The 24,758-nt window shown below is 69.7% G+C and carries 22 protein-coding genes; 16 read left to right on the top strand and 6 right to left on the bottom strand.

Annotated elements, in window-relative coordinates; all coding sequences use genetic code 11:
• The first annotated feature begins 17 nt into the window (after positions 1-17).
• A complete protein-coding gene (locus ACWDRB_RS54765) occupies positions 18-2,438 on the top strand; it encodes a glycoside hydrolase family 2 TIM barrel-domain containing protein (RefSeq protein WP_449908529.1) in 2,421 nt (806 codons plus the stop codon).
• Positions 2,439-2,561: 123 nt separating this feature from the next.
• Here the strand turns inward: ACWDRB_RS54765 and ACWDRB_RS54760 are convergent, their stop codons facing one another.
• Positions 2,562-3,341 carry an oxidoreductase gene (locus tag ACWDRB_RS54760; protein WP_449908527.1) on the bottom strand — a complete coding sequence of 260 codons (780 nt, stop codon included), beginning with the start codon at positions 3,339-3,341 and terminating at the stop codon, positions 2,562-2,564.
• A 411-nt stretch (positions 3,342-3,752) separates the two neighbouring features.
• On the opposite strand from ACWDRB_RS54760, the gene ACWDRB_RS54755 reads away from it, so the two are divergent.
• The gene (locus ACWDRB_RS54755) at positions 3,753-4,175 is read left to right on the top strand and encodes a MarR family winged helix-turn-helix transcriptional regulator (RefSeq protein ID WP_449908525.1); all 423 of its coding nucleotides are present in this window, start codon (positions 3,753-3,755) and stop codon (positions 4,173-4,175) included.
• A gap of 40 nt (positions 4,176-4,215) precedes the next feature.
• Here the strand turns inward: ACWDRB_RS54755 and ACWDRB_RS54750 are convergent, their stop codons facing one another.
• The 4 genes from ACWDRB_RS54750 to ACWDRB_RS54735 form a co-directional block, all read right to left on the bottom strand.
• On the bottom strand, positions 4,216-4,929 hold the full coding sequence (locus ACWDRB_RS54750) for a flavin monoamine oxidase family protein (protein WP_449908654.1): 714 nt from the start codon (positions 4,927-4,929) through the stop codon (positions 4,216-4,218).
• A 234-nt stretch (positions 4,930-5,163) separates the two neighbouring features.
• Positions 5,164-6,459 (bottom strand): MFS transporter, encoded by a 1,296-nt coding sequence (locus tag ACWDRB_RS54745; protein ID WP_449908523.1) that lies wholly within the window; start codon positions 6,457-6,459, stop codon positions 5,164-5,166.
• Between the two features lie 205 nt (positions 6,460-6,664).
• Positions 6,665-6,946 (bottom strand): hypothetical protein, encoded by a 282-nt coding sequence (locus ACWDRB_RS54740; protein WP_449908521.1) that lies wholly within the window; start codon positions 6,944-6,946, stop codon positions 6,665-6,667.
• A gap of 96 nt (positions 6,947-7,042) precedes the next feature.
• On the bottom strand, positions 7,043-7,930 hold the full coding sequence (locus tag ACWDRB_RS54735) for a LysR family transcriptional regulator (RefSeq protein WP_449908519.1): 888 nt from the start codon (positions 7,928-7,930) through the stop codon (positions 7,043-7,045).
• A 141-nt stretch (positions 7,931-8,071) separates the two neighbouring features.
• Here ACWDRB_RS54735 and ACWDRB_RS54730 point away from each other — a divergent pair, with 141 nt between their 5' ends.
• The 4 genes from ACWDRB_RS54730 to ACWDRB_RS54715 all read left to right on the top strand — a co-directional run bounded on the left by ACWDRB_RS54730 (position 8,072) and on the right by ACWDRB_RS54715 (position 10,963).
• Complete coding sequence (locus ACWDRB_RS54730) at positions 8,072-9,067, top strand: alcohol dehydrogenase catalytic domain-containing protein (protein ID WP_449908517.1); 996 nt, start codon at positions 8,072-8,074, stop codon at positions 9,065-9,067.
• Between the two features lie 108 nt (positions 9,068-9,175).
• Positions 9,176-9,379: a hypothetical protein gene (locus tag ACWDRB_RS54725; RefSeq protein ID WP_449908515.1), complete on the top strand. Its 204-nt coding sequence runs from the start codon at positions 9,176-9,178 to the stop codon at positions 9,377-9,379.
• Between the two features lie 61 nt (positions 9,380-9,440).
• On the top strand, positions 9,441-10,715 hold the full coding sequence (locus tag ACWDRB_RS54720) for a flavin monoamine oxidase family protein (protein WP_449908513.1): 1,275 nt from the start codon (positions 9,441-9,443) through the stop codon (positions 10,713-10,715).
• Positions 10,712-10,963, top strand: coding sequence for a hypothetical protein (locus ACWDRB_RS54715; RefSeq protein WP_449908511.1), 252 nt, complete (start codon positions 10,712-10,714; stop codon positions 10,961-10,963). The genes ACWDRB_RS54720 and ACWDRB_RS54715 overlap by 4 nt, the downstream gene beginning before the upstream one ends.
• Before the next feature lie 76 nt (positions 10,964-11,039).
• Here the strand turns inward: ACWDRB_RS54715 and ACWDRB_RS54710 are convergent, their stop codons facing one another.
• Entirely contained in the window at positions 11,040-12,455 is a 1,416-nt protein-coding gene (locus ACWDRB_RS54710) for an amidase (RefSeq protein ID WP_449908509.1), read from the bottom strand.
• Between the two features lie 184 nt (positions 12,456-12,639).
• Here ACWDRB_RS54710 and ACWDRB_RS54705 point away from each other — a divergent pair, with 184 nt between their 5' ends.
• The 10 genes from ACWDRB_RS54705 (at position 12,640) to ACWDRB_RS54660 (ending at position 24,187) form a co-directional block, all read left to right on the top strand.
• A complete protein-coding gene (locus ACWDRB_RS54705; protein ID WP_449908507.1) occupies positions 12,640-14,292 on the top strand; it encodes an ABC transporter substrate-binding protein in 1,653 nt (550 codons plus the stop codon).
• A 6-nt stretch (positions 14,293-14,298) separates the two neighbouring features.
• Positions 14,299-15,255: an ABC transporter permease gene (locus ACWDRB_RS54700; RefSeq protein ID WP_449908505.1), complete on the top strand. Its 957-nt coding sequence runs from the start codon at positions 14,299-14,301 to the stop codon at positions 15,253-15,255.
• Positions 15,255-16,112, top strand: a complete 858-nt coding sequence (locus ACWDRB_RS54695) for an ABC transporter permease (RefSeq protein ID WP_449908652.1) — start codon at positions 15,255-15,257, stop codon at positions 16,110-16,112. The genes ACWDRB_RS54700 and ACWDRB_RS54695 overlap by 1 nt, the downstream gene beginning before the upstream one ends.
• On the top strand, positions 16,109-17,083 hold the full coding sequence (locus ACWDRB_RS54690) for an ABC transporter ATP-binding protein (protein WP_449908503.1): 975 nt from the start codon (positions 16,109-16,111) through the stop codon (positions 17,081-17,083). Before ACWDRB_RS54695 ends, ACWDRB_RS54690 begins: the two co-directional genes overlap by 4 nt.
• Positions 17,080-17,850 carry an ABC transporter ATP-binding protein gene (locus ACWDRB_RS54685; RefSeq protein WP_449908501.1) on the top strand — a complete coding sequence of 257 codons (771 nt, stop codon included), beginning with the start codon at positions 17,080-17,082 and terminating at the stop codon, positions 17,848-17,850. The genes ACWDRB_RS54690 and ACWDRB_RS54685 overlap by 4 nt, the downstream gene beginning before the upstream one ends.
• A gap of 87 nt (positions 17,851-17,937) precedes the next feature.
• Positions 17,938-18,474 carry a hypothetical protein gene (locus ACWDRB_RS54680; protein WP_449908499.1) on the top strand — a complete coding sequence of 179 codons (537 nt, stop codon included), beginning with the start codon at positions 17,938-17,940 and terminating at the stop codon, positions 18,472-18,474.
• Positions 18,467-20,047: a class I adenylate-forming enzyme family protein gene (locus ACWDRB_RS54675; RefSeq protein WP_449908497.1), complete on the top strand. Its 1,581-nt coding sequence runs from the start codon at positions 18,467-18,469 to the stop codon at positions 20,045-20,047. Before ACWDRB_RS54680 ends, ACWDRB_RS54675 begins: the two co-directional genes overlap by 8 nt.
• Before the next feature lie 73 nt (positions 20,048-20,120).
• Complete coding sequence (locus ACWDRB_RS54670; protein WP_449908495.1) at positions 20,121-20,714, top strand: TetR/AcrR family transcriptional regulator; 594 nt, start codon at positions 20,121-20,123, stop codon at positions 20,712-20,714.
• Between the two features lie 127 nt (positions 20,715-20,841).
• Positions 20,842-22,158: an NAD(P)/FAD-dependent oxidoreductase gene (locus ACWDRB_RS54665; RefSeq protein ID WP_449908494.1), complete on the top strand. Its 1,317-nt coding sequence runs from the start codon at positions 20,842-20,844 to the stop codon at positions 22,156-22,158.
• A 349-nt stretch (positions 22,159-22,507) separates the two neighbouring features.
• Entirely contained in the window at positions 22,508-24,187 is a 1,680-nt protein-coding gene (locus ACWDRB_RS54660; protein ID WP_449908492.1) for a CocE/NonD family hydrolase, read from the top strand.
• Positions 24,188-24,758 lie beyond the last annotated feature (571 nt).

The following is a 24,758-nucleotide window of genomic DNA, read 5'->3' as shown; positions in this document are numbered from 1 at the left end:
CGACCAGAGGGACTTCGATGCAGCGCCTCCCCTTCAACGACGGCTGGCAGTTCCGGCAGAAGGTGAACCCCTTCGACGAGCTCAGCGGCGCGGTGGCGCCCTACGCCGACGTCCACATCCCGCACGACGCGATGATCGAGCGCGAGCGCGACCCGCAGGGGGACAGGGCCGCGGCCTACTTCCCCGGTGGCACCTACGAGTACCGCAAGACGTTCGCGGTTCCCGAAGACCTCGAAGGGCCGCGGATCCTCCTCGAGTTCGAGGGCGTCTACCGGGACGCAGCGGTCTCCATCAACGGCGCCTTCGCCGGGCATCGTCCCTACGGATACTCCCTGTTCACCATCGATGCCGATGAGTTCCTGCGCCCCGGCGAAGAGAACGTCATCCGGGTGGAATGCCGCAACGGGCAGGATTCCCGCTGGTACAGCGGGGCCGGCATCTACCGGAACGTCTGGCTCCACGTCGGCTCGCCGGTCCACATTCCCCCGCACGGGCTGCGCGCCAGCGCACCGGACATCGACGAGACCGGCGCCGTCGTGGAAGTCGCGGTACAGGTCGCGAACTCGACCAACCGGCGGACCACCGTGGACGTCGCCGTCAGCGTCGCCGATCCGAGCGGAACCGAGGTCGCCGGGGGAGTGGTCCCCGTCACGGTGCCTCCCCACGGCAGCTCGCTGAGCAGGCAACGCCTCTACGTCGGCGGGCCCGAGCTCTGGAGCGCCGAAAACCCTGCGCTCTACACCGCCGAAGCTCGCATCACCCGCGACGGAACGACGCTGGACGACATGTCGGCAACGTTCGGCATCCGCAAGCTCCAGGTCGACCCGGTCAACGGGCTCCGCGTGAACGGCGAGACCGTCAAACTGCGCGGCGCCTGCATCCACCACGACAACGGCATTCTCGGGGCCGCCACGATCCCCGAGGCGGAGGAGCGACGCGTCCGGCTGCTCAAGCAGGCGGGCTTCAACGCCGTCCGTTCCGCCCACAACCCCATGAGCGTCGCGCTGCTGGAGGCCTGCGACCGGCTCGGGATGTACGTCATCGACGAGACCTTCGACATGTGGAACGCGCCCAAGATGGACCACGACTACTCCCTCGTCTTCCCCGAGTGGTGGGAGCGGGACGTCGAGGCCCTGATTACGAAGGACTACAACCACCCCAGCGTGCTCATGTATTCGATCGGCAACGAGGTGACCGAGACGGGGTCGCCCGCGGGCGGCCTGATCGGCCGCGCGCTGGCGGAGAAGGTGCGCGCGCTGGACCCGACGCGTTTCGTGACGAACGCCATCAACGGGCTGCTCGCGGTGATGGACGACGCGAAGGCGATCGCCGCGCAGCGCGGAGCCGACGCCGACGACGCCACCGGCATCAACACCCTCATGGCCGAGCCGCTCGACATCATGAACGAGATCAGCGCCTCCCCGCTCGTCACCGAGAAGACCGCGGAGTCGTTCGGCCTGCTCGACATCGCGGGGATGAACTACATCGACTCGCGGTACGTCCTGGACAAGAAGCTGTTCCCCAACCGGGTCATCGTCGGCACCGAGACCTTCCCCACGGCCATCGATCGCACCTGGGCTCTTGTGACCGAGAACGCGCACGTGATCGGCGACTTCACCTGGACCGGCTTCGACTACCTGGGCGAGGTGGGCCTCGGCCGCTCCCAGTACCTGGCCGAGGGCGAGCAACCATCCAACGCGCCCTACCCGTGGATCGCGGGCTGGTGCGGCGACCTCGACCTGATCGGCGAGCGCCGGCCCGCCTCCTACTACCGCGAGATCGTCTTCGGCCTGCGCCGCGAGCCCTACATCGCGGTGCGGCGGTCGGGCGAGGACGGCAAGGTTCTCTCCGCCGGGCCGTGGGCGTGGAGCGACAGCATCGGCAGTTGGACCTGGCCCGGTCAGGAGTGCCGGACGCTCGGCGTCGAGGTGTACTGCGATGCGGAGCGGGTGGAGCTTGCCGTGAACGGAAAGGTGATCGACTCTGCGGCGGCGGGAAGGGCGAACCGTTACACCGCGGTGTTCGACGTCCCTTTCGAGCCCGGCACGCTGACGGCGACGGCCATCAGGGACGGGGCCCGGGCTGAGTCATTCAGCCTCGCGACGGCCACCGGACAGCCGCGGCTGGCGGTCACGGTCGAGGACGCCGACGTCACGGCACAGCACCTGTTCGTCCGAATCGCGGTGGTCGACTCGGACGGGACCGTATTTACGGGCGCAGATCGCGATGTGGAGGTCGAGGTCACCGGACCTGCAGAGCTCGTGGCGCTGGGAAGCGGAAACCCCGCTCCTCGCGAGACCTACGGCACCGCCCGGCACGAGACCTTCGATGGGCGGGCGCTCGCGATCGTACGACGCGCGGGTTCAGGAGAGATCGTCATCCGGGTATCGGCCGAGGGCTGCGAGCCGGCCGAGGTCAGTCTCGACGGCGGCGCTTGAGCGAAGTCCGCGGTGGTGGTTGCCGGCCCGGCTCGGAGCCGCCGGACCAGCAATCGCGCGCTCGCCGGTCAGGTGGGGTGGAGAAGCCGAGCGCCGTCTGCGAGCGGCCGGCATGCTTCCGGTTCAGACCGTCTTGATCGTGCCGCCGTCGATGACGTAGTTGACGCCGGTGATGTTTCCGCCCGCGTCGGACAGGAGGAAGGTGATCAGGGCCGCCACTTCCTCGGGCTCGGTCATGCGGCCGGTGGTGACGTTCTGGGCCTTCACCATCTGCTGGACGAATTCGTCAAGGCTCATGCCGGCCGCGGCGGCCCACTCGCTGACCTGGCCGTTGGGGTCCTGATAGACGGAGGTGCGGACCAGGCCGGGGGAAATGGTGTTCACGCGTACGCCTCGAGGACCGAACTCCTCGGCCAGGGACTTGCCGAGCGCGGTGAGCGCCGCCTTGGCCGAGGCGAAGGCGATCGGGAGACCCCCGGGCATAAGGGGGACGATGGACGAGACGTTGACGATCGCGCCCCGACGCTCGATCAGGCTGGGCAGGGCCGCACGCGTGGCACGGACGGTTGCGAGCACGTTGATGTCGAACATGCTGGTCCACTCGGAGTCGTCGACATCGAGGAAGCCGACGGTCGTCTTGTCCCCGCCTCCCACGTTGTTCACCAGCAGGTCGATGCCACCCAGCTCGGCGAGGGCGCTGTCGATGAGGGCGGAGACTCCTTCCGCGGTGCTCAGGTCAGCCGACACCGCATACGCGCCGGTTTGCTTCAGCTCAGGTGTGATGGTGCGAGCGGCGCCCACGACACGGACGCCTTCGTCGATCAGGGTCCGGACGGTGGCGAGTCCGATGCCCCGGCTGGCACCGGTGACGACGGCTGTCTTGGCGGTGAGGTTGAGGTTCATGGCACTCCAATTCTTGAACTAAAGGTAAAAAATATGGATGGCGAGCCCTCGATGGGCTCGTTGGAGGCTCGGCGTCGTGGACCATTCCCAGGCGGCTCGACGACGGGACCGCCTACCGTGCGGTGATGGTGCCCCGCCCGGCCGGGTTCAGGCGTCGATGGGGTGCCAGGCCGATCGGCCGTCCTCGATGCGGACGCGGCCGAAGGGCACGTCGGCGAAGTGGATGCCGAAGCCGATGGTGTCGGGTTTGGCGAGTTCGAGGACGAGGCTGTGGCGGAGGCTGGTGGTTGCCGGTGACCAGGTGCGATGTCGTGTCCGTCATGAGTCCGACCTTCCATTTAGATATGACTTGAAAGGTTATAGCCATACCTATCATGGGTTGAAGGAGATTGCTAAACTCGGCTTATGAGCATGTCGGATTCGCAGGTAGCCGCGGACTGGGAGCTGGGCAAGCTGGTGCACGAGCTGGACATGCAGAACAACGCGCGGCAGCGCGAGCGGGTGGGCAAGCTCGGTCTGACCATCGCGCAGGCCTCCGCGCTTCGCGAGCTGACGGGTCCGATGACCATGCGGGAACTGGCCGAGCGGATGGGCTGTGAACCGTCGAACGCCACCGTCGTGATCGACAATCTCGAGAGTCAGCAGCTGCTCGAACGGCGTCCCCACCCCACCGATCGCCGGGCCAAGCAGCTGATGCTCACCCCCGAAGGCGCCGAGCGCCGGAAAAAGCTGCTGGAATCCCTGAGGGGCGGGGAGCCTCTCATGGCCGGCCTGACCCAGCAGCAGCAAGACACACTCCAGGACCTGCTGCAGCAAGCCATCTCCCGCCACTGAAACCGCCCAGACGTGACTGCTCGGCACCCGTGCCGAGCAGTCACCATGACCTCCCGAGCCCGGCCGCCGGCCCCGCACCGGCTCGCTTCGCGCTTTGGGCGGCGAGGACGGCGCGGGTGGCTCGCTCGCCGGCGAGGAGGGCGCCTTCGGCGTGTCCGGCGTGGTCGGTGGCGGTTTCGGTCGATGCCCGGTGCAGTCGGCCGGCCGGCGCGGGTCGCTGGTAGAGCGGGTGCCCGAACAGGTCGTAGTCCGTCAGGTGTCGGCCCCCGGGCGGCGAGGTCCATCGTTCGCTGCTCCAGTCCTGCACGTGCAGTGCTTCGGGCTGGGCCGCCTGCCGGCCGAACAGTTGCGCCAGCTGGGTGGTCACGGCCGTCGTGAATCCGGGACCGTCGGGGGCGGGGGCGGGGGCGGGGGCGAACCCGAACAGGGCGGCCGGCGTGCCGTCCGGCCCGGACATGTCGTGGATCTCCCGCAGCGGGCCGGTCCGGCTGATCGCCGCTCCCGCCAGGCCCGCGGCCCGCCAGAACGCAGTGCGGTAGGTGGCCACGACCTTGACGGCGCCGCCCATCCAGACCGGAGTGGCCTCGGCGAGACGCACCAGCTCCGGCTCCAGTGCGCCGTGGAAGTCGATGCTCGCCGTGGCGAGCGCCGGTGGGATCGCCAGCACGATCTGGCCGGCGTTCAGGCGTCCGGCGACCGTTCGCACCTCGACCGTGTCACCGTTCGGGCGGATGGCCGTGACCGGGGTCGACAGCCGCAGCGCGGCGACCCGTGGCTCGCCGTCCCAGAACCAGGTGGCGCCCAGGTCGAGCCCGTCGTCGGTGGACGCCAGCCGGCCTCCGGTGCGGTCGCGGGCAGGGCAGCCGCCGCCGTGAGGCCGGCCGGGCCGGCACCGACCACGACGACGTCGTGCTGAGAGGTGAAAGGCGACATGCGTCTCCTTCCTGGGCCGAGGTGACGGTGTGCGTCCGGACTGTGCCGAGACGGGTCATACGCTCTGGCGGGCGACGGCACGGCCGGCCATGAGGATGCTCAGCGGAAGGAGCGCGATGAGGGCCAGGACGGACAGCAGGGAGAAGCTGCTGACGGCCAGCAGTGGCCCGGACGCGAACGCCGCGGCCGCTCCGCACAGGTTCGACAGCGCATCGACGCCGCCCTGGGACGAGGCGCGGGTCTCGGCGGAGGCGACGGCGTTGAACAGCGCGGACCCGGCGACATTGACGAAGGACCAGCCGATGCCCAGCAGGATCAGTGACGTGATGATCCAGCCGGTGTCGTCGGGTTTCACGGCGCCGATCACGAGCGAGACGGCCAGGATGCCGAGCCCGGCACTGATCGCCGGCCGGTGACCGTAGCGGTCCGCGATCAGGCCCACGAGCGGGGCCGGGGCGTACATGCCGACGATGTGCAGGCTGATCGTGATGCCGACGATGGTGATCGAGCCGCCGTGGTGGGTGAGGTGGACCGGCGTCATCGTCATGATCCCGACCATCACCGCCTGGGCGGTGAGAATCGCGATCACCGCCACTCGGGCCCGCTGGTTGACGCGCAGCTCGGCGAGCACCTGCCGGATACGGCCCGGCTGCCTGCCACCAGCACCCGCGCGTGATGCCGGCGCGGCCCGTTCGAGGAACAGCAGCGGATCGGGACGCAGCCACACCCACACGATCAGACCGGCAACGGCCAGGCAGAGCGCGGCGATGAGGAAGGCCGCGGCGTACACGGTCAGGCCGGTGGCGGCGCCGATGATCTCGCCGGGCACGCCGAGGTTCGGACCGAGCACGGAGCCGAGGGTGCCCACCCAGACGATCAGGGCGAGCGAGCGGGCCTTGTGGTGCGGCCGCGCGAGATCGGTGGCGGCGAACCGTGACTGCAGGCTCACCGCCAGGCCGACACCGATCAGCAGCAGGCCGGCGAACAGCGGCACGATCAGGCTCCACTGCGCCGCGGCGACCAGCACCGCGCCGCCGGCGGCGGCCGTCCACCAGCCGCCGGCGAGGGCGACGCGGCGTCCACGGCGGGCGGCCAGAGTGCCCAGCGGCAGGCCGAGCAGCGCCGCGCCGAGCGTGCTCGCGGTGCGCGCCAGGCCCGCCCAGGCTTCGTTGTCGGTGACCGCGCCGGCCAGCAGGATCCCGATCGAGGGTGCGACACCTACCCCCACGGTGCCGATGATCTGTGCGAAGACCAGCACGGTCATCGTGCGCCGCTGGACGGCATCGATGGCCGGCCTGGCCGGGACGGTAGTCATGGACCCGGTGCCGGCGAGGTGTTCGGGCTCAGGCACGAGAGTCCTTGTCTGCGCGACGTGGGGCGGCTGTGGCCAGGGTGGGCGCCCCACGATGAGTGTGATGTGATGCCGGCGGTCAGCTCGTGGACGTGCTCCGCAAACGGCGCAGCGCCGGATCAGCGGCGGCGGTGAGCTCGCCTCTCCGGCAGGCGTGGTGCGAGGGCTTGCCACGGCGGCCGACCGCATGCGAAGGCGATCGGCGTCAGGCGGTCTCATAGATGCGCACGTCGGGAGCCGCGTTCAGGTAGGGCTGCAGGGCAGTGACGACGTCCTGGGTGAACAGCTCGGTGGACAGGTACGCCTGCGCGTCCGCGACGGTGGCGAACCCGTGAAGGACCTGCACGTCCTCGTCGCGCACCAGCAGTTCCTTGCTCTTGGCGCCCGCGACCGTGTCCAGGAACGGCTGCCTGTAGCGCTGGTAGACGCCCGCCGCGGCGGCACGGTCAGCCGCGTTGACGTCCAGGGTGATCTGAAGGTAGGCCATGGGATTCCTCGTTTCGGGCGTGATGACCACGGCGTGGCCATGCGCCGAAGCTATGTCCGTGGCCGAGGATCCGGTAGACCGGCGATGAGAATACGGCTATAGGCGGCGGTTATCGCTGAGCGAGTCGACGAGCCGGCTCAGGTCGGCCGCGTAGCGGGACGTGGGGTCCCACACCGCCTCGTAGAACAACTCGACAGGCCGGCCGTCGTCGAGCAGTGGGCGGGCGGTGAGGCCGGCGTCCGACAGCTTGGACTCGGGCAGGATCGCCGTGCCCAGGCCGAGGCCGACCCACTGCTCGAGGACCTGGTAGCCGCCGGCCTCGCCCGGATAGGCGCGCAGCGGCAGGTCGTGCTCGCGGAACAGTTGCGTGGTGAACCGGGTCAGGCCACACGCGTCGGGCACCAGGATGAACTGCGCATCGGCGGTATCGCTGAGCTCGACCGCCGACGACGCCTGCGCGTGGGCGTCGATCACGACGACCGGCTCGGAGTGGATGATGCGGTGCTCGAAGCGCGGCAGCGGGTTCACCGACGGGATCAAGATGATGTCGAGTTCACCTTCGGCGAGCGCGTCGTGCAGGTCGGCCATGTTGGCCTCCCGCAGCACCAGATCCCCCGGGACCGGCAGCCGGCGGACGGCGCTGAAGGCCCGGGCGACCAGGTCCGGGCTGATCAGCGGGGACACGCCCAGACGGATGCGCGAAGCCTGCGGGTCGGCCATCCGCCGAGCCTCGGCGGTGATCGCATCCAGCGCCGACAGAGCTGTGTCGATGAGCGGGATCAGGCGTACCGCCTCGGCGGTCAGGGTCACGCCCCGGGTGGACCGCTCGAACAGCTGCACCCCGAGGCGCTCCTCCAGCCGGGCGATCGCGTTCGACAACGCCGGCTGCGTGATCCCGTGAGCGCGCGCGGCCGCCGAGAACGAGCGGGCGTGGGCCACCGACCGCGCATACCGCAACGCCTCCAGGTTCAACCGCTCACTCATAGCCGGAGGTTATCACCCGATTCACCCCGCACATCTACCGGCGCCGACCAGGCCCGCCATATCGTTCGTGAATGTCAGGAGCGCGTCGGCACGTGCTCCACGAAAGAGGGGAAAGCAGCGTTGGCGACCATGTTCCGCCGCATGGCGGTCACCGAACCCGGCGGCCCTCTTCGCCCCGTCGAGGTGGCGATCACCGATCCCGAGCCCGGCTGGGTCCGCGTGCGGGTGACCGCCAGTGGTGTGTGCGGCGCCGACCTCGGTACGGTGAGCGCCGCCGAGCCCGCCGGCGGCTTCCCGATCACCCCGGGACACGAGATCGCCGGCGTGATCGAGGCGACCGGCGCACTCGCCGCCGGCTGGGAACCGGGCGATCGGGTCGCGGTCGGCTGGTCCGGCGGCAGCTGCGGCCACTGCCACGCCTGCCGCACCGGCGACCAGGTGCACTGCCGGCGACGCCGGATCCCGGGCCTGTCCTACCCGGGAGGCTGGGCCGACACGGTGACCGTTCCCGTCGAGGCGCTCGCCCGTATCCCCGACGGCTTGAGCGCGGCCGACGCGGCGCCGATGGGGTGTGCCGGCGTGACCACGTTCACGGCGCTGCGCGAGGCCGGCCTGCCGCCGGGCTCGCGGGTCGCCGTGTACGGCCTCGGCGGTCTCGGCCATCTCGCCGTGCAGTTCGCCGCCCGCATGGGACACGAGGTCGTCGCGATCGCCCGCGGCACCGACCGACGGCACGACGCCGCTGCGTTCGGCGCCCGCCACTACATCGACGCCACCACCCAAGACGCCGGCCAGACGCTGGCGGAACTCGGCGGCGCCGATCTGATCCTGTGCACGGCGCCCACCTCCGAGCCGATCAGCGCGTTGCTCGATGGTCTGCGCCTGCGCGGACGGCTCACCCTGATCGGCGTCGACGGCGGAGCCCTCCAGGTACCCGTCGCGCAGCTGGTGATGAACGCGCTGATCGTCACCGGCCACCTCACCGGCACTCCCGCCGACATCGAGGACACCATGCGCTTCGCCGCCGCCCACGACGTCCGGCCACGCCTCGAACGCCTGCCGCTCGAACAAGCCGACCTCGCGGTGCGCCGGCTGAGCCAAGGACAAGCCCGGTACCGGATCGTGCTGGAGCCCTGACCCCGCTCGACGCGATCGAAGAGCCCCTGATGGAGCCGATGTGAGCAACACCCCCGCCGAAACCCTGACTGGAGCCTACCCACGGCCTGCTCCTCTATCTTCGACGAGGTGATCGACCGCCGCCGGTCGAACTCGATGAAGTGGGCCTGCGCGCACGCGCTGCTGTCACCCGACGAAGCAGCGGCCGATCCGCTGCCGATGTGGGTGCCCCCTCGCGACGGCCCGCGCTTGGTTCAGGACACGACCAGCCGGAACGCATCGCTTCGGTATTTGTTTATTGCGTTACACAACAAGCGTTATACATACTGGTGACTTGCCGGGCTGGACCCGCGATCGGGCCGTGCCGGAAGAGCGCCGAGTAGAGGGATGCGGAATGAGCCCAGTGGATGTCGTGGTGGCCGGAGGTGGGCTGGCTGGTCTGGTTGCCGCCCGCGGCCTCGCCGAGGCGGGGATCGATGTCGTGCTGCTGGAGGCGCGGGACCGGGTCGGCGGCCGTGTCTGGACGACAGAGTTCGAGGCGGCCGGAGCCGCGGTGGATCTCGGCGCGGAGTGGGTGGCGACCACCTTTCACCACGCGGTCGTGCGGGAGGTGCGGCGCTACGGCCTCGAGCTGGTGCTCCCCTCCACCGAAGAGCGAGAGGAAAAGGTCCTTCCGGGCCGGGCTGCGTCGGCAGGGTACGAGCGCCTGCTCGCCCGGCTTGATGCCGATGCCGCAGGCATCGACTTCGGCCGTCCCGACTGGTACCGCACCGTCGAGCACCTGGACGTGACGATGGCCGAGTACATCCAGAGGCTCGGCTTGCGGACGAACGCGCATGAGGTGCTGCTCGCCGAGGCGTTCGCGCTGATGGGTGCCAGCGAGCACGACTACTCCGTGATCGGCCTCCTGCATGAGATCGCCGGTTTCGGGAATGCCCGCACGGCGTTCGGGGGCGGCTTCGCCCGGATCGGCGGCGGTGCCGACGGCATCGCCCGCGCCATCGCGAGGAAGTTGGGCGGCATCGTCCGGCTGGGCCACCGGATCGAGGCGATCGGGCCGCACGCTGACGGCGTGATGCTGTCCGGAGAGGGGTTCGCGGTGACCGCCACGGCAGCGATCATCGCTCTGCCCGTCAACGTCCTGCCTGATCTGCGGCTGGACGTCCCACTGGGGACGGCGGCCGCCAGGGTGGTCGCGCAGCGGCACGCCGGCCGTGCCGCCAAGGGGTGGGCGACGGTCTCGGGCGAGGCCGCCGGCCTGCACTCGACGGGCTGGCCCGACGCGATCGAGGCGTATGCGGTCCAAGGCCGGCGGCGCGCGGCGGTGGCTCGGTTCGGCGTGGCCGTACCCAGCCACGACGGGGCGCTCAGGCGGGCCTGGACGGCACTCGGCGAGCGGCACCCGCAGATCGGGCAGGAGTTGGAGGCTCTGTCGCACGACTGGATCCGGGATGAGTTCGCCCGGGGCACGTGGCATGCCGCCCGGCCTGGTCAGAGGGCCGGGTGGCGTGAGCTCGCGGCGATGCCCGCTCCGTTCTTTTTCGCCGGCGGCGACCTGTCCTGCCGCTGGTCCGGGTGGATGGACGGCGCGATCACCTCCGGCGCCGACACCGCCCTTCGCGCGGCGGCCTTCATCCAGGGCGGCCCAGTCCCGCACGCCCGCGGATGAGGCGACCCGGGTGGGCGGCAAGAGCGTCGGGTCGCCTCGCCCGCCTGGAGGTCACCGCCACCAAGGAGTTCGCGCTGCGCGAGGTTGCGGCGATCCAGGTGGAGCGCACCGACATCGTCGGCAACCGCGAGGAGACCGAATGCGCGCAGACAGTCCGGCACGTCGGCGACGTCCGGCCGTTCGCCTTCGACGAGCGCACGGTCCCGGGCCTCGTCAGGGCAGGTGATCCAGTCTTCCCGCAGCCGTAGTGTGCGGGAACGACGAAGCGGTCCACCGGCCTGTCGCTGGACCGCTGGAGCGCCGGGATCGGCAACACAGGCGAGGTCAGAGCCGGGGGCGACGGGTGTGCCAGTCGGTCGCGCGCTGGTAGCGGGCGGCCACCGAGATCACGTCGGCGTCGGCCCATAGGCGGCCGATGAACTGCAGGCCGATCGGCAGGCCGTCGGAGTCGAAGCCGCCGGGCACGGTGATCGCGGGGAGCCCGGCGTGGCTGGGCGGCTCGGTCATCGAGTGGATCAGGAGGCCGAGCGGCGGAGCCTCCTGCCCGTCGACCAGGCGGGTGGGGCCGATGTCGCCGCCGTGTGGGAAGGCGGGAACGGGGGTCGTAGGGGTCACCAGGATGTCGGCGCCGGTCATCGCCGCAGTGAAGGCGTTATAGATGTCGGTCTTGCCGCGCCTGAAGGCGGCGCTGACCTGCCGCCCGGTGACACTTTTGGCTCGCTCGGCCAACTCCAGGATCATCGGCCACAGCTCGACGCCGCCGGCCTGCATCTCCTCGGCGAACTCCAGGTACTCGTATCCGTTGAGGTGGTCGAAGAACAGCATCGTGTCGGGCAGCTCGATGCCGACCTCCTCGACGGTTGCGCCGGCGGCCCGCATGTCGTCCAGCGCCTGAGTGAAGAGCCTGCGCACGCCGGGGTCGAGGACCTTCTGGCCCAGGTCGTAGCAGGCGGCGACGCGCACCCCGGTCAGGTCGCCGGGGGCCAGCGCGGCCTCGACGTAGCTGCGGGTGTCGCGGGGCACGGAGAACCGGTCGGAGGGATGGTGGCCCGCGGTCGCCTCGAACACCATCGCCACGTCCAGCACGGTCCGGGCGATGGGGCCGTCGGTGCTGTCGCCGTCGGTGCTGTCGGCGGTGGGAATTCGTCCGATGGACGGTTTGATCCCCACCGCGCCACACAGCGACGACGGCACGCGGATGGATCCGCCGCCGTCCGAGCCCCAGGCGACCGGGCCGACGCCCGCGACGACGGCAGCGGCCGCGCCGCCGCTGGAGCCGCCCGCGTTGTAGCCCGGCCGCCAGGGAGTACTGGTCGAGCCCGTCAACTTGCTCTCGGTCACCCCGAGCAGCCCGAACTCCGGGGTCGTGGTCTTACCCAGCAGGATCACGCCCTGCTCCTTCAGCCGCGCCCAGCCGATCGCGTCCTCCTCCGGCATGTGGTCGGCGAAGGCCGTACAGCCGTAGGTGGTCCGCACCCCGGCCGTCTCGGCGAGGTCCTTGACCGTCATCGGCACCCCGAACAGGGGCGGCAGATCTTCCCCCGACCGCAGCCGCCGCTCGGCCACCTTGGCGTCCGCTCGCGCCTGGTCGGCGGTCACGGTGACCATGATGTTCAGCTGCGGGTCGACCTGGTCCATCCGGTCGAGCACGGCGTCGACCACCTCCACCGGGGACACCTTGCCGCCGCGATACAGCTCACCGAGTTCCGCGGCGCTCTTCCAGTAAAGGTGGTCCGACATAGGCGTTGTGTCTCCTTCGAACTCAAGCCGGCCACAGGTGCTGTGACAAGCGTTGTGTGACGTAGCGAACATCACGTCACCCTGATTTCGCAAGAGGTATCTTGCGGGTTATATGACGGCGGTTATATGTTCACGGTTATGTCACCGGCATGATCTAGGTCACATGCAGGAAGTAGGAGAAGCCATGGACCTTGCCCATCTGGCCGGGCGCCGGCTCATGTTCGCGGCCATGGCCCTGATCGTGAGCACCACGGTGGCCGCCTGCGGTGGAAGCTCCACCGAGACCCCCACCGCCCGGAAGATCGACCCGGCGAAACTGACCTCGTCCCTGCCGGCCGCGAAGGGCGACGTCGATAAGATCATCTGGAATCTCACGACAGGTGAGCCCGACACGCTCGATCCGCGCAACGCCGCCGGCTACAGCTCCGGCCAGGTCGTCAAGAACGTGTGCGACTCGCTGCTCAGCATGAACGCCGACTTCAGCACCCGCCCGAGCCTGGCCACCATGGAACAGCGCTCGCCCACGGAACTGGTCTTCACCCTGCGCGACGGCGTCACCTTCTCGGACGGAACACCGGTGACCGCCGACGACGTCGTCTACAGCCTGAAGCGCTCGGCCGACCCCACCGCCATCGTCAGCTTCGTCTTCGTCTACGTCGAGGCGATCAAGAAGACCGGCGACAAGGAGGTCACGGTCACCTTCAAGCAGCCTGACGCGCTGTTCGCCGACGGCATGGCGACGATCTCGGGGGTCGTCGTCAAGAAGGAATGGGCCGAGCGGGCCGGTAAGGACGTGGGCACCCCATCGGGCGGGCTGGTGTGCAGCGGCCCGTTCACGCTGGGGGAGCGGAAGAGCGGCAGCGGCATCACCCTCACGCGCAACGACGGCTACTGGAACAAGGAGCTGCGGCCGTTCGCCAAGGAGGTCGGCTTCACGTTCGTCACCGACGCGACCGCCGTGGCGCAGGCGTTGAATGCGGGGGAGATCGACGGCGCGTACGAACTGCCCTTCTCCACGGTGCCGAGCCTGCAGAAGTCGCAGAAGGGTCGGCTGATCTTCGGCCCCTCCACGCAGACCGTCTCCCTTGCCATCGCCCGCCCCGACGGTCCTCTCGCCGACAACAAGCTCCGCCAGGCGCTGCAGCGCGCCGTCGATCGTGACGCGCTGGCGAAGGTCGTCTTCCACGGGGCCGCCGAGGCGAACTACACCCTGCTGGCCCCGGCCAGCTGGCCGAGCGGCCAGCGTGCCCTGTACCAGACGGCCTATGACGCCTACGTCAAGGCACGCTCCTACGACCTTCAGGCGGCCAAGACGCTGGTCCAAGGGTCGTCGTACAAGGGTGACACAGTCGTCCTCGCGACCATGGCCGGCGACGAGACGATGTCCAGGACGGCTCAGCTTGTCCAGCAGCAGGCCAAGGCCATCGGTGTGACCGTCAAGATCCAGACGATGCAGCCCCTGGTGTGGGCCGAGGCGTCCTACGACGCGTCCAAGCGTCCAGGAGTGGACCTGATGCTGAGTCAGAACTTCAACGCCGGCCAGAGCCCGCTGGAACCGCTCGGCTTCGACCTGCTGCCGGAGCAGCCGTACAACTACACCGGCTATGCCAACGCCGAGGTCACGAAGCTGCTCACGGAGGCCCGGCAGACGCTCGATCCGGTCGAGAGCGCCCGGAAGATCATCAAGGCGCAGGAGGTCTTCGAGCCGGACGCCAGCTCCGTTCCGTTGCTGTCGACCAACACGATCACCTTCCTGGGCAACCGGCTGACGGGCGCGGTGACGTCCTTCGCTTACTGGTCGATGCCGCAGATGGCCTACGTCGGCGCGGCCGGATGAGGCGCGATGGCCAACGCTGACAAGGCGCCCGCGATGCGGCGGGTCGCCGGTACGGTGTCCGGCGCCCTCGGCACGATCGTGGCCGCCTCCTTCGTGATCTACGCCGGGCTGTCCATCGCGCCGGGGGACCCTGTCGCCAGGTTCCTCGGCGCGCGGGCCACCGAGGAGGCGCGGGCGGCGGTACGGGCACAGCTGGGGCTGGACGATCCGCTGCTGGAGCGCTACTGGCACTGGCTGACGGCCGCTCTGCGGGGCGATCTCGGCAGATCGCTGACCTATCGGCAGGATGTCGCGGCGCTGCTGGGGCCGCGCCTGCAGACCACGCTGATGCTCGTGGCCATGGCGGCGGCCCTGGTGCTGGTCGTCGGGATCGTCGTCGGCGTGGCGGGCGGTGTCGCCCGCCGTGGACGGCCGATCGTCGCGACGCTCGTCGCCCTGGGCGTCGCCGTCCCGAGCTTCGTCGCGGCCAACGCCCTCATCGGGGCGTTCGCCGTCCGGCTCGGCTGGTTTCCCACCTATGGCGCGGGCGACGGGTTCCTGGACCGCATCTGGCATCTGACGCTTCCGGCCATCGCCCTGTCGATCGGGTACGGCGCGTACGTCTCCCAACTGACCTCCGCCGCGGTCGATGAAGAGTCGGGCAAGGAGTACGTGGAGACGAGCCGGGGCCGCGGCATCCCCGCCGGGATCATCGTGCGCAGGCACGTGCTGCGCAACGCCGCGCTTCCCGTGCTGACGGCCTCCGGCCTGGCGATCGCGGGCCTGGTCTCGGGGACGGTGGTCGTGGAGCAGGCGTTCGGGGTGGACGGCGTCGGCGCGCTGCTGGTGCAGAGCATCTCCAGCAAGGACTACGACGTGGTGACCGCGGTCAGCCTCATCATCGTGGTCGTCTTCGTCGTGATGACCACGATGATCGACCTGGTGCAGGTGGCGCTCGACCCGCGCGAGAGAGCGGGGGCGTGATGGCGCTCACCTGGACCAGAACGGTGCCGAACGTGCGGTGGCGACAGGCCGGTGCGGGTAGCCCACTGCTGCTGGTCTCCGGCGTCGTCGCGGGGCTGCTCACCGTGCTGGCGATCGCCGGGCCCTGGCTCGCGCCGTACGAGGCCGACGCCGCCGACGTGCTCGCCGCGAGCCAGGGACCGAGCGCGCAGCACTGGCTCGGCACCGACTCCCTGGGGCGGGACATCTTGTCCCGCGCGCTGGTGGGCGCCCGGCTCAGCTTCGCGGGGCCGGCCATGGTCGTGCTGATCAGTGCGGTGCTCGGCACCGCATTGGCCCTCTTCAGCGCCTGGCACGGCGGATGGGTGGACCGGATCTGCAATCGGCTGCTCAACGTCATGTTCGCCGTGCCCGGCATCCTGGTGGCGATCCTGTCCTCGGCGGTCTTCGGCGCCGGGTTCTGGGCGCCGGTGCTCGCGCTCGGGCTCGTGTACGCCCCGTACATGGCCCGGGTGGTGCGCAGCGTGGCCGTGCGGGAGCGGCGTCGCGGCTACGTGGAGAGCCTCCAGCTCGCCGGCATGTCGCCGCTGCGGATCGGGCTGCGGCATCTGCTGCCCAACGTGTTCCCCATCCTGCTCGCCCAGGCCACCTACGGGTTCGGCACCGCGCTGGCCGACTTCGCCGCCGTCTCCTTCCTCGGGCTGGGCATCCAGCCGCCCCAGGCCGAGTGGGGCGTCATGGTCGCCGAGGGACGTTCGGAGCTGCTGGATGGGGCCGTGCAGCAGAGTCTGGTCGCCGGAACTCTGATCGTCGTGACCGTGGTGGCGTTCAACGTCCTCGGCGCGCAACTGGCAGTCCGATCCGGAGGTCGCCGATGAACACCCTGCTGGAAGTGCGCGACCTTCACGTACAGGTCGCCGACCGCACCCTGGTCGACGGCGTGAGCCTCACCGTCGGCGCCGCCGAGTCCGTGGGGCTCGTGGGTGAGTCCGGGTCGGGCAAGTCGTTGTCGATCAGAGCGGCCATGCGCCTGCTGCCGCGCGGGCTGAGGGCATCCGGCGAGATCGTCTTCGACGGCAAGGACGTCCTGACCACGTCCCGCAAGGAGCTGGCCCGCTACCGCGCCGGTGAGGTGGCCCTCATCCACCAGGATCCGCGTGCGCACATCAACCCGAGCCGGACTATCGGCCAGTTCGTCACCGAAGGAGTCGTCGACACGGGCCGGATGCCGGCGGCGCAGGCGTGGGAGGCGGCCTGCGCCCTGATGCGGGACGTCGGCATCGTCGACGCGGAGCGGCGCATGCACCAGTACCCGCACCAGCTCTCCGGTGGGTTGCTGCAACGGGTGATGATCGTCGCGGCGCTGCTGCCGGGCCCACGGCTTATTTTCGCCGACGAGCCGACCACCGCGCTGGACGTCACGGTGCAGTCGGAGGTCATGGCCGTCCTGCTGGAGCAGATCCGGGAACAGGGCCGCAGCCTGCTGTTCGTCACCCATGACCTGGACCTCGCGGCGGCCGTCACCGACCGGCTGGCCGTCATGTACGCCGGGACGATCGTCGAGACAGGCCGCTCCGCCGAGCTGTGCGCACGGCCGTTGCACCCCTACACTGCCGGCCTGCTGCGATCCCGGCCATCGGCCACCCAGGTCCGGCGCCTTCAGGCGATCCCCGGACGGCCGATCGCCGCCTACGAGGCGGGGGCCGGCTGCCCCTTCTCGGCCAGGTGCGCGTTCGCCCAGGACCGCTGTCACAGCGAGCGTCCGCCGCGGCGGGTGTTGGAAGGGCGGGAAGTGGCCTGCCACAGAGCCGAAGAGGTCGCCGGCTCGCCGCGGGAGCGTGCCTCATGAGCGCGCTGCCACCAGTGCTGGAGGTTCGCGACGTGTCGAAGACCTTCCCCGCTCGCAGGGCGCCCTCACAGGTCGCCCTGAGGGACGTGAGCTTCTCGATCGACCGCGGCACCTGCTTGGCGCTGGTCGGCGAGTCGGGCTCGGGCAAGACGACCGCCGCCCGGATCATCGCGGGCCTGGAGCAGGCCACGTCGGGAACGGTGGTGGTCAACGAGCCGCGCGCGGCGCGAAGCGTGCAGATGGTCTTCCAGGATCCCTACGGCTCCCTTGACCCTCGCCAGACGATCGGCGCCGGCCTGCACGAGCTGCTGTCGCTGCACGGCCTGCGCCGCCGCGGCGAACGCGGCGAGCGGGTGACGAGGCTGCTCCACGACGTGGGGCTGGACGACCGGCACGCCGGGCAGCGGCCCGGATCGTTGTCGGGCGGCCAGCGCCAGCGCGCGGCCATCGCCCGGGCCCTCGCCCTGGAGCCGGCGCTGCTGATCCTCGACGAGGCCGTCTCGGCCCTCGACGTCAGCGTGCAGGCCCAGGTGCTCAACCTGCTGGCCGACATCCGCGAGCGCAGCGACATCAGCTACCTGTTCGTCTCCCATGATCTGGCGGTCGTACGGCAGGTGAGTGACACCTGCGTGGTGCTCCAGCACGGTCGCGTGGTGGAGCAGGGGCCGACGGCCGACATCATCGATCGTCCGGCTCAGCCCTACACCCAGGCGCTCATCGACGCGATCCCACGACCGAACTGGCGCCCCCGCCGCCGATCCACCTGACCCGCACGGCTCACGCCGCACCCGGTCCTTACCGGGATTGTTAATGTAACGGAGGTTATGTAACGTGGAATATATAAAGGAGGAGTGATGGGCATCGATGTCACGGACACGTCCGAAGTCGTCATTCTGACGGTGCCGCATCCACGCGACCTGCCCACGCTGGTGGGCAGGACGTTCACCACGCCCTGGTTCGCCATGGACGCCGACCGCTCGGCGCAGTTCGAGTTCGCCACGTACCTGGACGGCTACCCCCACCCCTACGGCTCGGAAGAGGACGACGGGTACGGCGAAGACCTTGTCGAGGGCTTCCACCTGCTCGGCATGCTCGACTACCTGCTCAACCACGTACTGGTCTCGCAGACCCCGTGCACGCCGTGGAATTACGGCCTCGACCACGTGCGCTTCGTGTCCGTGATCCGCCTGACCGACCGGTTCAGGATCACCGGAACGTTGCGCGAGGTCGTCGACCGCGCAGAGCAGGGCCATCTCGTCGTTCTCGACCTCGTCGGCGAGGTGCAAGGCCGCGAGAAGCCGGGCTTCGTGGCCACCCAGCGAGTCCTGTGGACCCTGGCAGCCGCGAACGGCGGCTCCCCCGAGAAAGGACGAGAGCAGTCACATGTCTGACACCGCGATCGCAGGACTCGCCGAACACCACCGTGCGCTGCTCGGCAAGACCATGCCCGAAGCCCTCGACGCCGCCGCCGAGCGCTGGGGCGACCGGCTCGCCCTGCACGAGATCGAAGGGCTGCAGCGCTCGCGCACCTGGGGCGAGCTGCGGGCCGAGGTGAGCGCGCTGCGCTCGGGGCTGGAGGCCGCGGGCCTGGAACCTGGCGCCAAGGTCGGCGTGCTCATCGGCAACCGCATCGAGTTCCCCGTCACCTGGCTCGCCGTCGTCGAAGCGGGTGCCGCCATCGTGCCGCTGAACCCCAAATACACCAGCCGCGAGATCGACTTCGTGCTGTCCGACGCCGGGGCGACCTGGCTGGTCGGCGAGGGCGACCTCGTGGACCGGCACCTGGCCGACGGGAAGATCGGGCCGGTCGAGGCGGATCGTGTCGCCGCCCTCGGCCCGAACACCGGCGCCGGCCTGGATTACGCTGGACTGCTCGCCACGCCGGCCACCGCGCGCCACCACCGGGCTCAGCCCCTGGACGTGACGAACATCCAGTTCACCTCCGGAACCACCGGCCTGCCCAAGGGCTGCCTGCTCACGCACGAGTACTGGCTGCAACTGGGCATCTACGGAGCGGTCGCCTCCGTGGATCCGCAGCGGATGCTGGCCGATCACCCGTTCTACTACATGCAGAACCAGGCGTACCTGATGGCGGCCATCGCCTGTGGCGCGGCGCTGTACATCACGCCCGGGCTGAGCCGCCGCAAGTTCATGAGCTGGCTGCACGACTACCAGATCGACTTCGCCTGGATCGACGAGGACCTCCTGGAGTTCCCCGCCGGCGAGCTCGACCAGGAGCTGGCGCTCAGGCGGGCGCCGGTCGCCGGGCTGCCGCCCCAGGCCTACCGGCCCATCGAGGAGCGCTTCGGCATCAAGGCCCGCGAGTGCTACGCCAGCACCGAGATCGGAACGGGCACGACGGTGCCGTACGACCGCGACGACCTCGCCGGGAACGGTTCGATGGGCTTCTGCGCGCCGAACCGGGAATCGAAGGTCATCGACGAGCACCTCAACGAGGTGCCCGCCGGCACCCCCGGCGAGCTCTGCTTCCGCGGCCCCGGCATGATGCTCGGCTACCACAACCGCCCCGAGGTCAACGCCGAGCTCTTCCTGCCCGGCGGCTGGTTCCGCACGGGCGACCTGGCGCGCAAAACCGAGGACGGCCAGCACTTCTTCCTCGGCCGGATCCGCGACATGATCCGCCGCAGCGGTGAGAACATCTCCGCCGCCGAGGTCGAGCAGTACCTGTGCGCGATGCCGGAGATCGACGACGCCGCCGCCGTCCCCGTGCTGGACCCCGACCGGGAGGAGGAGGTCAAGGCCATCGTGGTGCCCGCCGAGGGCGTCACGCTGACGGCCCGGCAGGTCGTCGAGTGGGCCGGCACCGGGCTGGCCCCGTTCAAGGTGCCGCGGTACGTGGAGCTCCGGGACGAGCTGCCGTACACGCCCAGCGGAAAGATCCACAAAGCCGCGCTGCGCGCCGAGGAGCCGTTGCACGACGGCGTGATCGACACCAGGGCGTGAGCAACATCAATGACCGGAAAGGCGCGCCGCTATGATGTGACCGACGTTATATAACCGAGGTGGAGGAGGTGCTGTGCCGATCTACGTTGACCACGACGAACGGCGTAAGCAGATCATGGACGCCGCGGAACGGGTCCTCGGCGACGAAGGGCTCGACCGCTTCACGCTACGCAAGGTCGGCCAGCGGCTCGGCGGGTCGGTCACCCTGGTGACCCACTACTTTCCCAGCCGGGGTGCCCTGCTGAAGGCCATGCTGGAGCGGACGCTGGACGACGCGCACGCCATGCGCGACGAGCTGACCTCGATCGAGGACCAGCACGACCGGCTCGAAGCGGTGCTGCAGTACTTCCTCCCCATTGACGAGCAGGCGCTCGCGCAGGAACGCGCGCGAGTCGCCCTGGTCAGCCACCGGAATGTGGAACCCGCCGTCGAAGAGTTCTTCGCGCGGATCGAGCCGAGCATGCGGGACGTCATCAGGAAGGGCATCGAGGGCTTCGTCGACCCCGACGAGCTCGACGCCATGGTGGACCTGGTGCGGGTCTGGGCGAGCGGCATGGTCCTGTCGGTGATCGAGCACCCGGAGATGTGGACGCCCGAACGCCAGCTCCAGGCGTTGCGGCACTTCCTTCGCGTGCTCGAGCTGCCGGAGCACGAGCGCACGGCCTGAACCCGGACGGGCCACATTCCGGACTTGGCGCGGAGCAGACAACACTTCGAAACGCCGTACCAAGGACGTGAGAACGGTGACGTGGCCCGACGGGTCATTCGATGACTCCGTACTGAAACCCCTGTGGTTGGACAGCCCGAACAGGCCGCCGGCCAGGGATTCGCTCGACCAGCCGGCCGAGGCGGATCTGCTGATCGTCGGCGGCGGCTTCACCGGCCTGTGGAGCGCGTTGCGCGCGGTAGAACGCGACCCTGCCGCCAAGGTGCTGCTCATCGAGGCGGACCGCATCGCGGATCACGCCTCGGGCCGCAATGGTGGCTTCTGCGAAGCCACCATCACGCACGGCGCCGCCAACGGACGGGCACGCTGGCCCGACGAATACGCCACCCTGCATGAGCTCGGGGTGCGCAACCTCGGCGAGATCGTGACCACCATAGAGCGTTACGACATCGACTGCGGCCTGGCCCGCGGCGGTGTCCTCACGGTCGCCACCCGCGACCACGAGATCGCCGACCTCGGACCGGGGACACAGGGCTTCCTCGACGCGACGGCGGTCCGGAAACTGGTCGACTCACCGACCTACCTCGCCGGCCGCCACAGCCCGGACGTCGGCGTGCTGGTCGATCCCGCCCGCCTCGCCTGGGGCCTCGCCGACACCGCCGAGCGGCTGGGCGTGCGCCTGGCCGAACACACGCGGCTCGTCTCCCTTCATGACCGGGGCGGCCACGTCGAGGCCGCCACGGACCGGGTGGTCATCAAGGCCAAGAAGGTGATCATCGCCACGAACGCGTTCCGCAGCCCGCTGCGCCGCCTGCGCCTGCCCGTCGTGCCGGTCTACGACTACGTCCTGGCGACCGAGCCGCTGAGCGACGAGCAGGTGAAAGCGGTCGGGTGGGACCCCGACATGGGCGTGACGGACTCCGGCACCCGCTTCCACTACTACCGCATTACTCCTGACCGCCGGATCCTGTGGGGCGGCTACGACGCCGTCTACCACTTCGGCCGCTCCATCAGGGCACAGCACTACGACCGCCGGGAAACCTTCGACAAACTGGCCCGGCACTTCGCCCGGACCTTCCCGCAACTGGCCGGCATCCGATTCACCCACCGCTGGTCCGGCGTCATCGACACCTCCTCACGTTTCTGCGCGTTCTTCGGCACCGCCCACCACGGCCGGACGGCGTACGCGACCGGCTTCACCGGCCTGGGCGTCGGCGCCTCACGCTTCGCCGCCGACGTCATGCTGGACCTGCTCGACGGCCGGCCGACCGAGCGGACCCGGCTGGAAATGGTACGCAGGAAGCCCTTGCCGTTCCCACCCGAACCGCTGGCGTGGATCGGCATCCAGATCACCCAATGGGCCATGCGCCGGCAGGACCGGACCGGCAGACGCAACGCATGGCTGCGCGTGCTCGACCGGTTCGGCATGGGATTCGACTCATGAGCGTCCCCGCGATTGCCTCCACGCGTCTGCTCAGCGCGGACGTGCTGGCGGAAGTGGCGACGCCGGACGGTGCGTCGGAGTCGCTCGCGACGGCCCATGTGGTGCTCCGGCGCTCTGGGAGGCGGGACCCGGGACCGACTCCGACGTCGAGAGGACGATCCGGACGCGTTCTCGTTGAACTACGTGCTGGACGGGTGCGGTTCGTGACGCCCGTCTTCGCCGGCGAGAAGCTGCGCGCTCCTGGAGTCGTCGAGGAGGTCCGGCCGAAGCGCGACGGGTACCTGGTCCTCACACCACCCCCGACGAGTTCTTCATGGTCAACGAGTGAAAGAGCAGGTGTAGACCTGTCATGAGCATCACTTCCGCCGGCTTGCTCTGGAGCGGCACCCCGGCACCGATCGACGCCCGCGCCGACGTCACCATGCTGCACCTGCGCGACGGAACGCGGCTGGCCACGGACGTCTACCTGCCCGACTCCCAGCGAAACGACCTGCAGACCGTGCTGGTGCGACTGCCCTATGACAAATGCGGGCGCTACACCTTTATCCCGGCGATCGCCGCCTATCTCAACGCCCACGGTTTCGCGGTCGTCGCCCAGGACGTCAGGGGGAAGTTCCGGTCCGACGGCGAGCGCTTCCCGTTCGTCAACGAGGCCGCGGACGGCCACCAGACGATCGACTGGATCGTCGCGCAGCCGTGGAGCGACGGCACGGTCGGCATGCTCGGCGACTCCTACTACGGCTTCACCCAGTGGGCCGCGGTGGCGAGCGGCCACCCCGCGTTGCGGGCCATCGTCCCGCGCGTCACCGGCTCGCGGTTCATGGACATGTTCTCGCCCGGCGTCGTGCCCAAGCTTCCGCTCTACGAGTGGGTCCTGCACACGTTCACGACGCCGGGCATGCTCGACGGAGCCGTCCTGCCGCCCGAACCGCTGGCCGGACTCGACTCGCTCCCCGAGTACGCGATGCATATGGCCCCATTGCTCGACGATCTCGTTCGCGGTTGCGGCGACGGCGCACTGCTTCGGCGCTCGTTCCCCACCGGCCCGCCCGCCCCGGCCATGAAGCTTCCCGCACTGCACATGGGCGGCTGGTGGGACAACCTCCAGCGAAGCCAGCTCGACGACTGGCACTGGACCGGCGCGTCGCCGGCCGCAGCGCATCAGTTCCTCCGCATGAACGCGACGGATCATGAAGACTTCGAGCTGCGTGAGGACGGTCACCCGCACGAGGACCACGAGGTCGACGACGACGCGCTGGCGCGCTACCTGCCCAGAATGCTCGACGAGCCCACCCAGTTCTTCGACCACTACCTGTCGGGTCGTCCGGGCCGGTGGCGGGCTCCCCGGGTGCGGTACCGGGTCGCGAACTCCGGCTGGCAGATCGCCGACCGCTGGCCGGCCGGGGACACCGGCCTGGTGAAGCTGCACCTGACGCAGGGAGACCGCGCGCTCTCCAGCGTCGACGGTGGTGAGCTGCGCCCGGCGGCGGAGGGCGTGGCCACGTGCGTCTCCTGGACGCACAACCCTCTCACCCCGGTTCCCTACCTGGTCGACGTCGAGTGGAGCCAGCTCTTCGGGCTCCCGGGCGAGCAGGTCGTCCATGCGCGCGATGATGTGGCGACCTTCACGGGCGAGGCGCAGGACACGCCGTTCGACATCGTGGGGCCGGCGGAGGTCGCATTGCGGGTGGACGCCGACGCGCCGTCCACCCATGTGATCGTCCGGCTGCTCGACGTCTATCCCTCGGGGCGGGCGCGCATGGTGTTGGAGGGGGCGGAGATCGTGTCCACCGCGGCCGGTCCGGCTCGGGTGCGCGTGCGCCTCGGCGACACCGCCTACCGGGTGCGCCCCGGGCACCGGCTGCGCCTGGCGATCAGCAGTTCCTGCTTCCCGCTCTATCTCGTGCATCCTGGCAACGACGAGGACCTGTGGCACGTGTCGCGCTCTCGACCCGCGCGGCAAACCCTGCACCTCGGCGGATCGGACGGCGCGGTCCTCCGTCTGCCGATCAGGGGGCGACCCGGGTAGCCGACCCGCCGTACAGGCACCTCGTTGCGTGCCTGTACGGGACCGCTTTCCGTCGATGGCCATGGCCGGGACCGCCGGCTGGGCTCCGGTGGCCCCCTCCGACGTCGATCGTGCGGTGGCTTTCACCTTGGCGGTCATCAGCCAAGGGCTCCCGCCGGTATCCGGATGCACACCGTTGGACTGGATCTGCAGATGTCGTCAATGGACAGTGTCGCCTCCGGCCTGGGGAGCTCGGGCAGGACGGAACGGCGTCAGGGGTGGGCGGATGGTGCCGTACAGCCATGAATCTCGCAGTATGGCGAAGACATGTGTGGGCGGGGCGGAGAAGCACGTCCAGGTGGTGAAATCGTCCTATCGCGCGGCGACGCCGATCGGGCCGTTCGACCAGGATTGCCGGACGATCCGCTTGACCCTGTCGTAACCGCTGGAGGCTGGCGGCTCGCGACGAGCGACCAGCGGACGAAAGTCTGCTCGGCCGTTCCTACTTGATCTTCTCCTGCTCGTCACGCGGGTCTGACGTGACGTCGGCAGGCTAAATGATCTACCGCATCGCACGACCCGCGCAGATGAG

It is taken from the genome of Nonomuraea sp. NPDC003707 (genome assembly GCF_053587055.1).
Note: the sequence above shows the minus strand (reverse complement) of the source record. Positions and strands in the feature narration are given on the sequence as shown.

Bases quoted from the DNA above. Each gene is read 5' to 3' on its own strand.
- ACWDRB_RS54760 (WP_449908527.1), bottom strand. From the start codon at position 3,341: ATGAACCTCAACCTCACCGCCAAGACAGCCGTCGTCACCGGTGCCAGC.
- ACWDRB_RS54705 (WP_449908507.1), top strand. From the start codon at position 12,640: ATGGACCTTGCCCATCTGGCCGGGCGCCGGCTCATGTTCGCGGCCATG.
- ACWDRB_RS54765 (WP_449908529.1), top strand. From the start codon at position 18: ATGCAGCGCCTCCCCTTCAACGACGGCTGGCAGTTCCGGCAGAAGGTG.
- ACWDRB_RS54755 (WP_449908525.1), top strand. From the start codon at position 3,753: ATGTCGGATTCGCAGGTAGCCGCGGACTGGGAGCTGGGCAAGCTGGTG.
- ACWDRB_RS54715 (WP_449908511.1), top strand. From the start codon at position 10,712: ATGAGGCGACCCGGGTGGGCGGCAAGAGCGTCGGGTCGCCTCGCCCGC.
- ACWDRB_RS54660 (WP_449908492.1), top strand. From the start codon at position 22,508: ATGAGCATCACTTCCGCCGGCTTGCTCTGGAGCGGCACCCCGGCACCG.
- ACWDRB_RS54700 (WP_449908505.1), top strand. From the start codon at position 14,299: ATGGCCAACGCTGACAAGGCGCCCGCGATGCGGCGGGTCGCCGGTACG.
- ACWDRB_RS54695 (WP_449908652.1), top strand. From the start codon at position 15,255: ATGGCGCTCACCTGGACCAGAACGGTGCCGAACGTGCGGTGGCGACAG.
- ACWDRB_RS54675 (WP_449908497.1), top strand. From the start codon at position 18,467: ATGTCTGACACCGCGATCGCAGGACTCGCCGAACACCACCGTGCGCTG.
- ACWDRB_RS54730 (WP_449908517.1), top strand. From the start codon at position 8,072: ATGGCGGTCACCGAACCCGGCGGCCCTCTTCGCCCCGTCGAGGTGGCG.
- ACWDRB_RS54690 (WP_449908503.1), top strand. From the start codon at position 16,109: ATGAACACCCTGCTGGAAGTGCGCGACCTTCACGTACAGGTCGCCGAC.
- ACWDRB_RS54720 (WP_449908513.1), top strand. From the start codon at position 9,441: ATGAGCCCAGTGGATGTCGTGGTGGCCGGAGGTGGGCTGGCTGGTCTG.
- ACWDRB_RS54735 (WP_449908519.1), bottom strand. From the start codon at position 7,930: ATGAGTGAGCGGTTGAACCTGGAGGCGTTGCGGTATGCGCGGTCGGTG.
- ACWDRB_RS54685 (WP_449908501.1), top strand. From the start codon at position 17,080: ATGAGCGCGCTGCCACCAGTGCTGGAGGTTCGCGACGTGTCGAAGACC.
- ACWDRB_RS54740 (WP_449908521.1), bottom strand. From the start codon at position 6,946: ATGGCCTACCTTCAGATCACCCTGGACGTCAACGCGGCTGACCGTGCC.
- ACWDRB_RS54680 (WP_449908499.1), top strand. From the start codon at position 17,938: ATGGGCATCGATGTCACGGACACGTCCGAAGTCGTCATTCTGACGGTG.
- ACWDRB_RS54710 (WP_449908509.1), bottom strand. From the start codon at position 12,455: ATGTCGGACCACCTTTACTGGAAGAGCGCCGCGGAACTCGGTGAGCTG.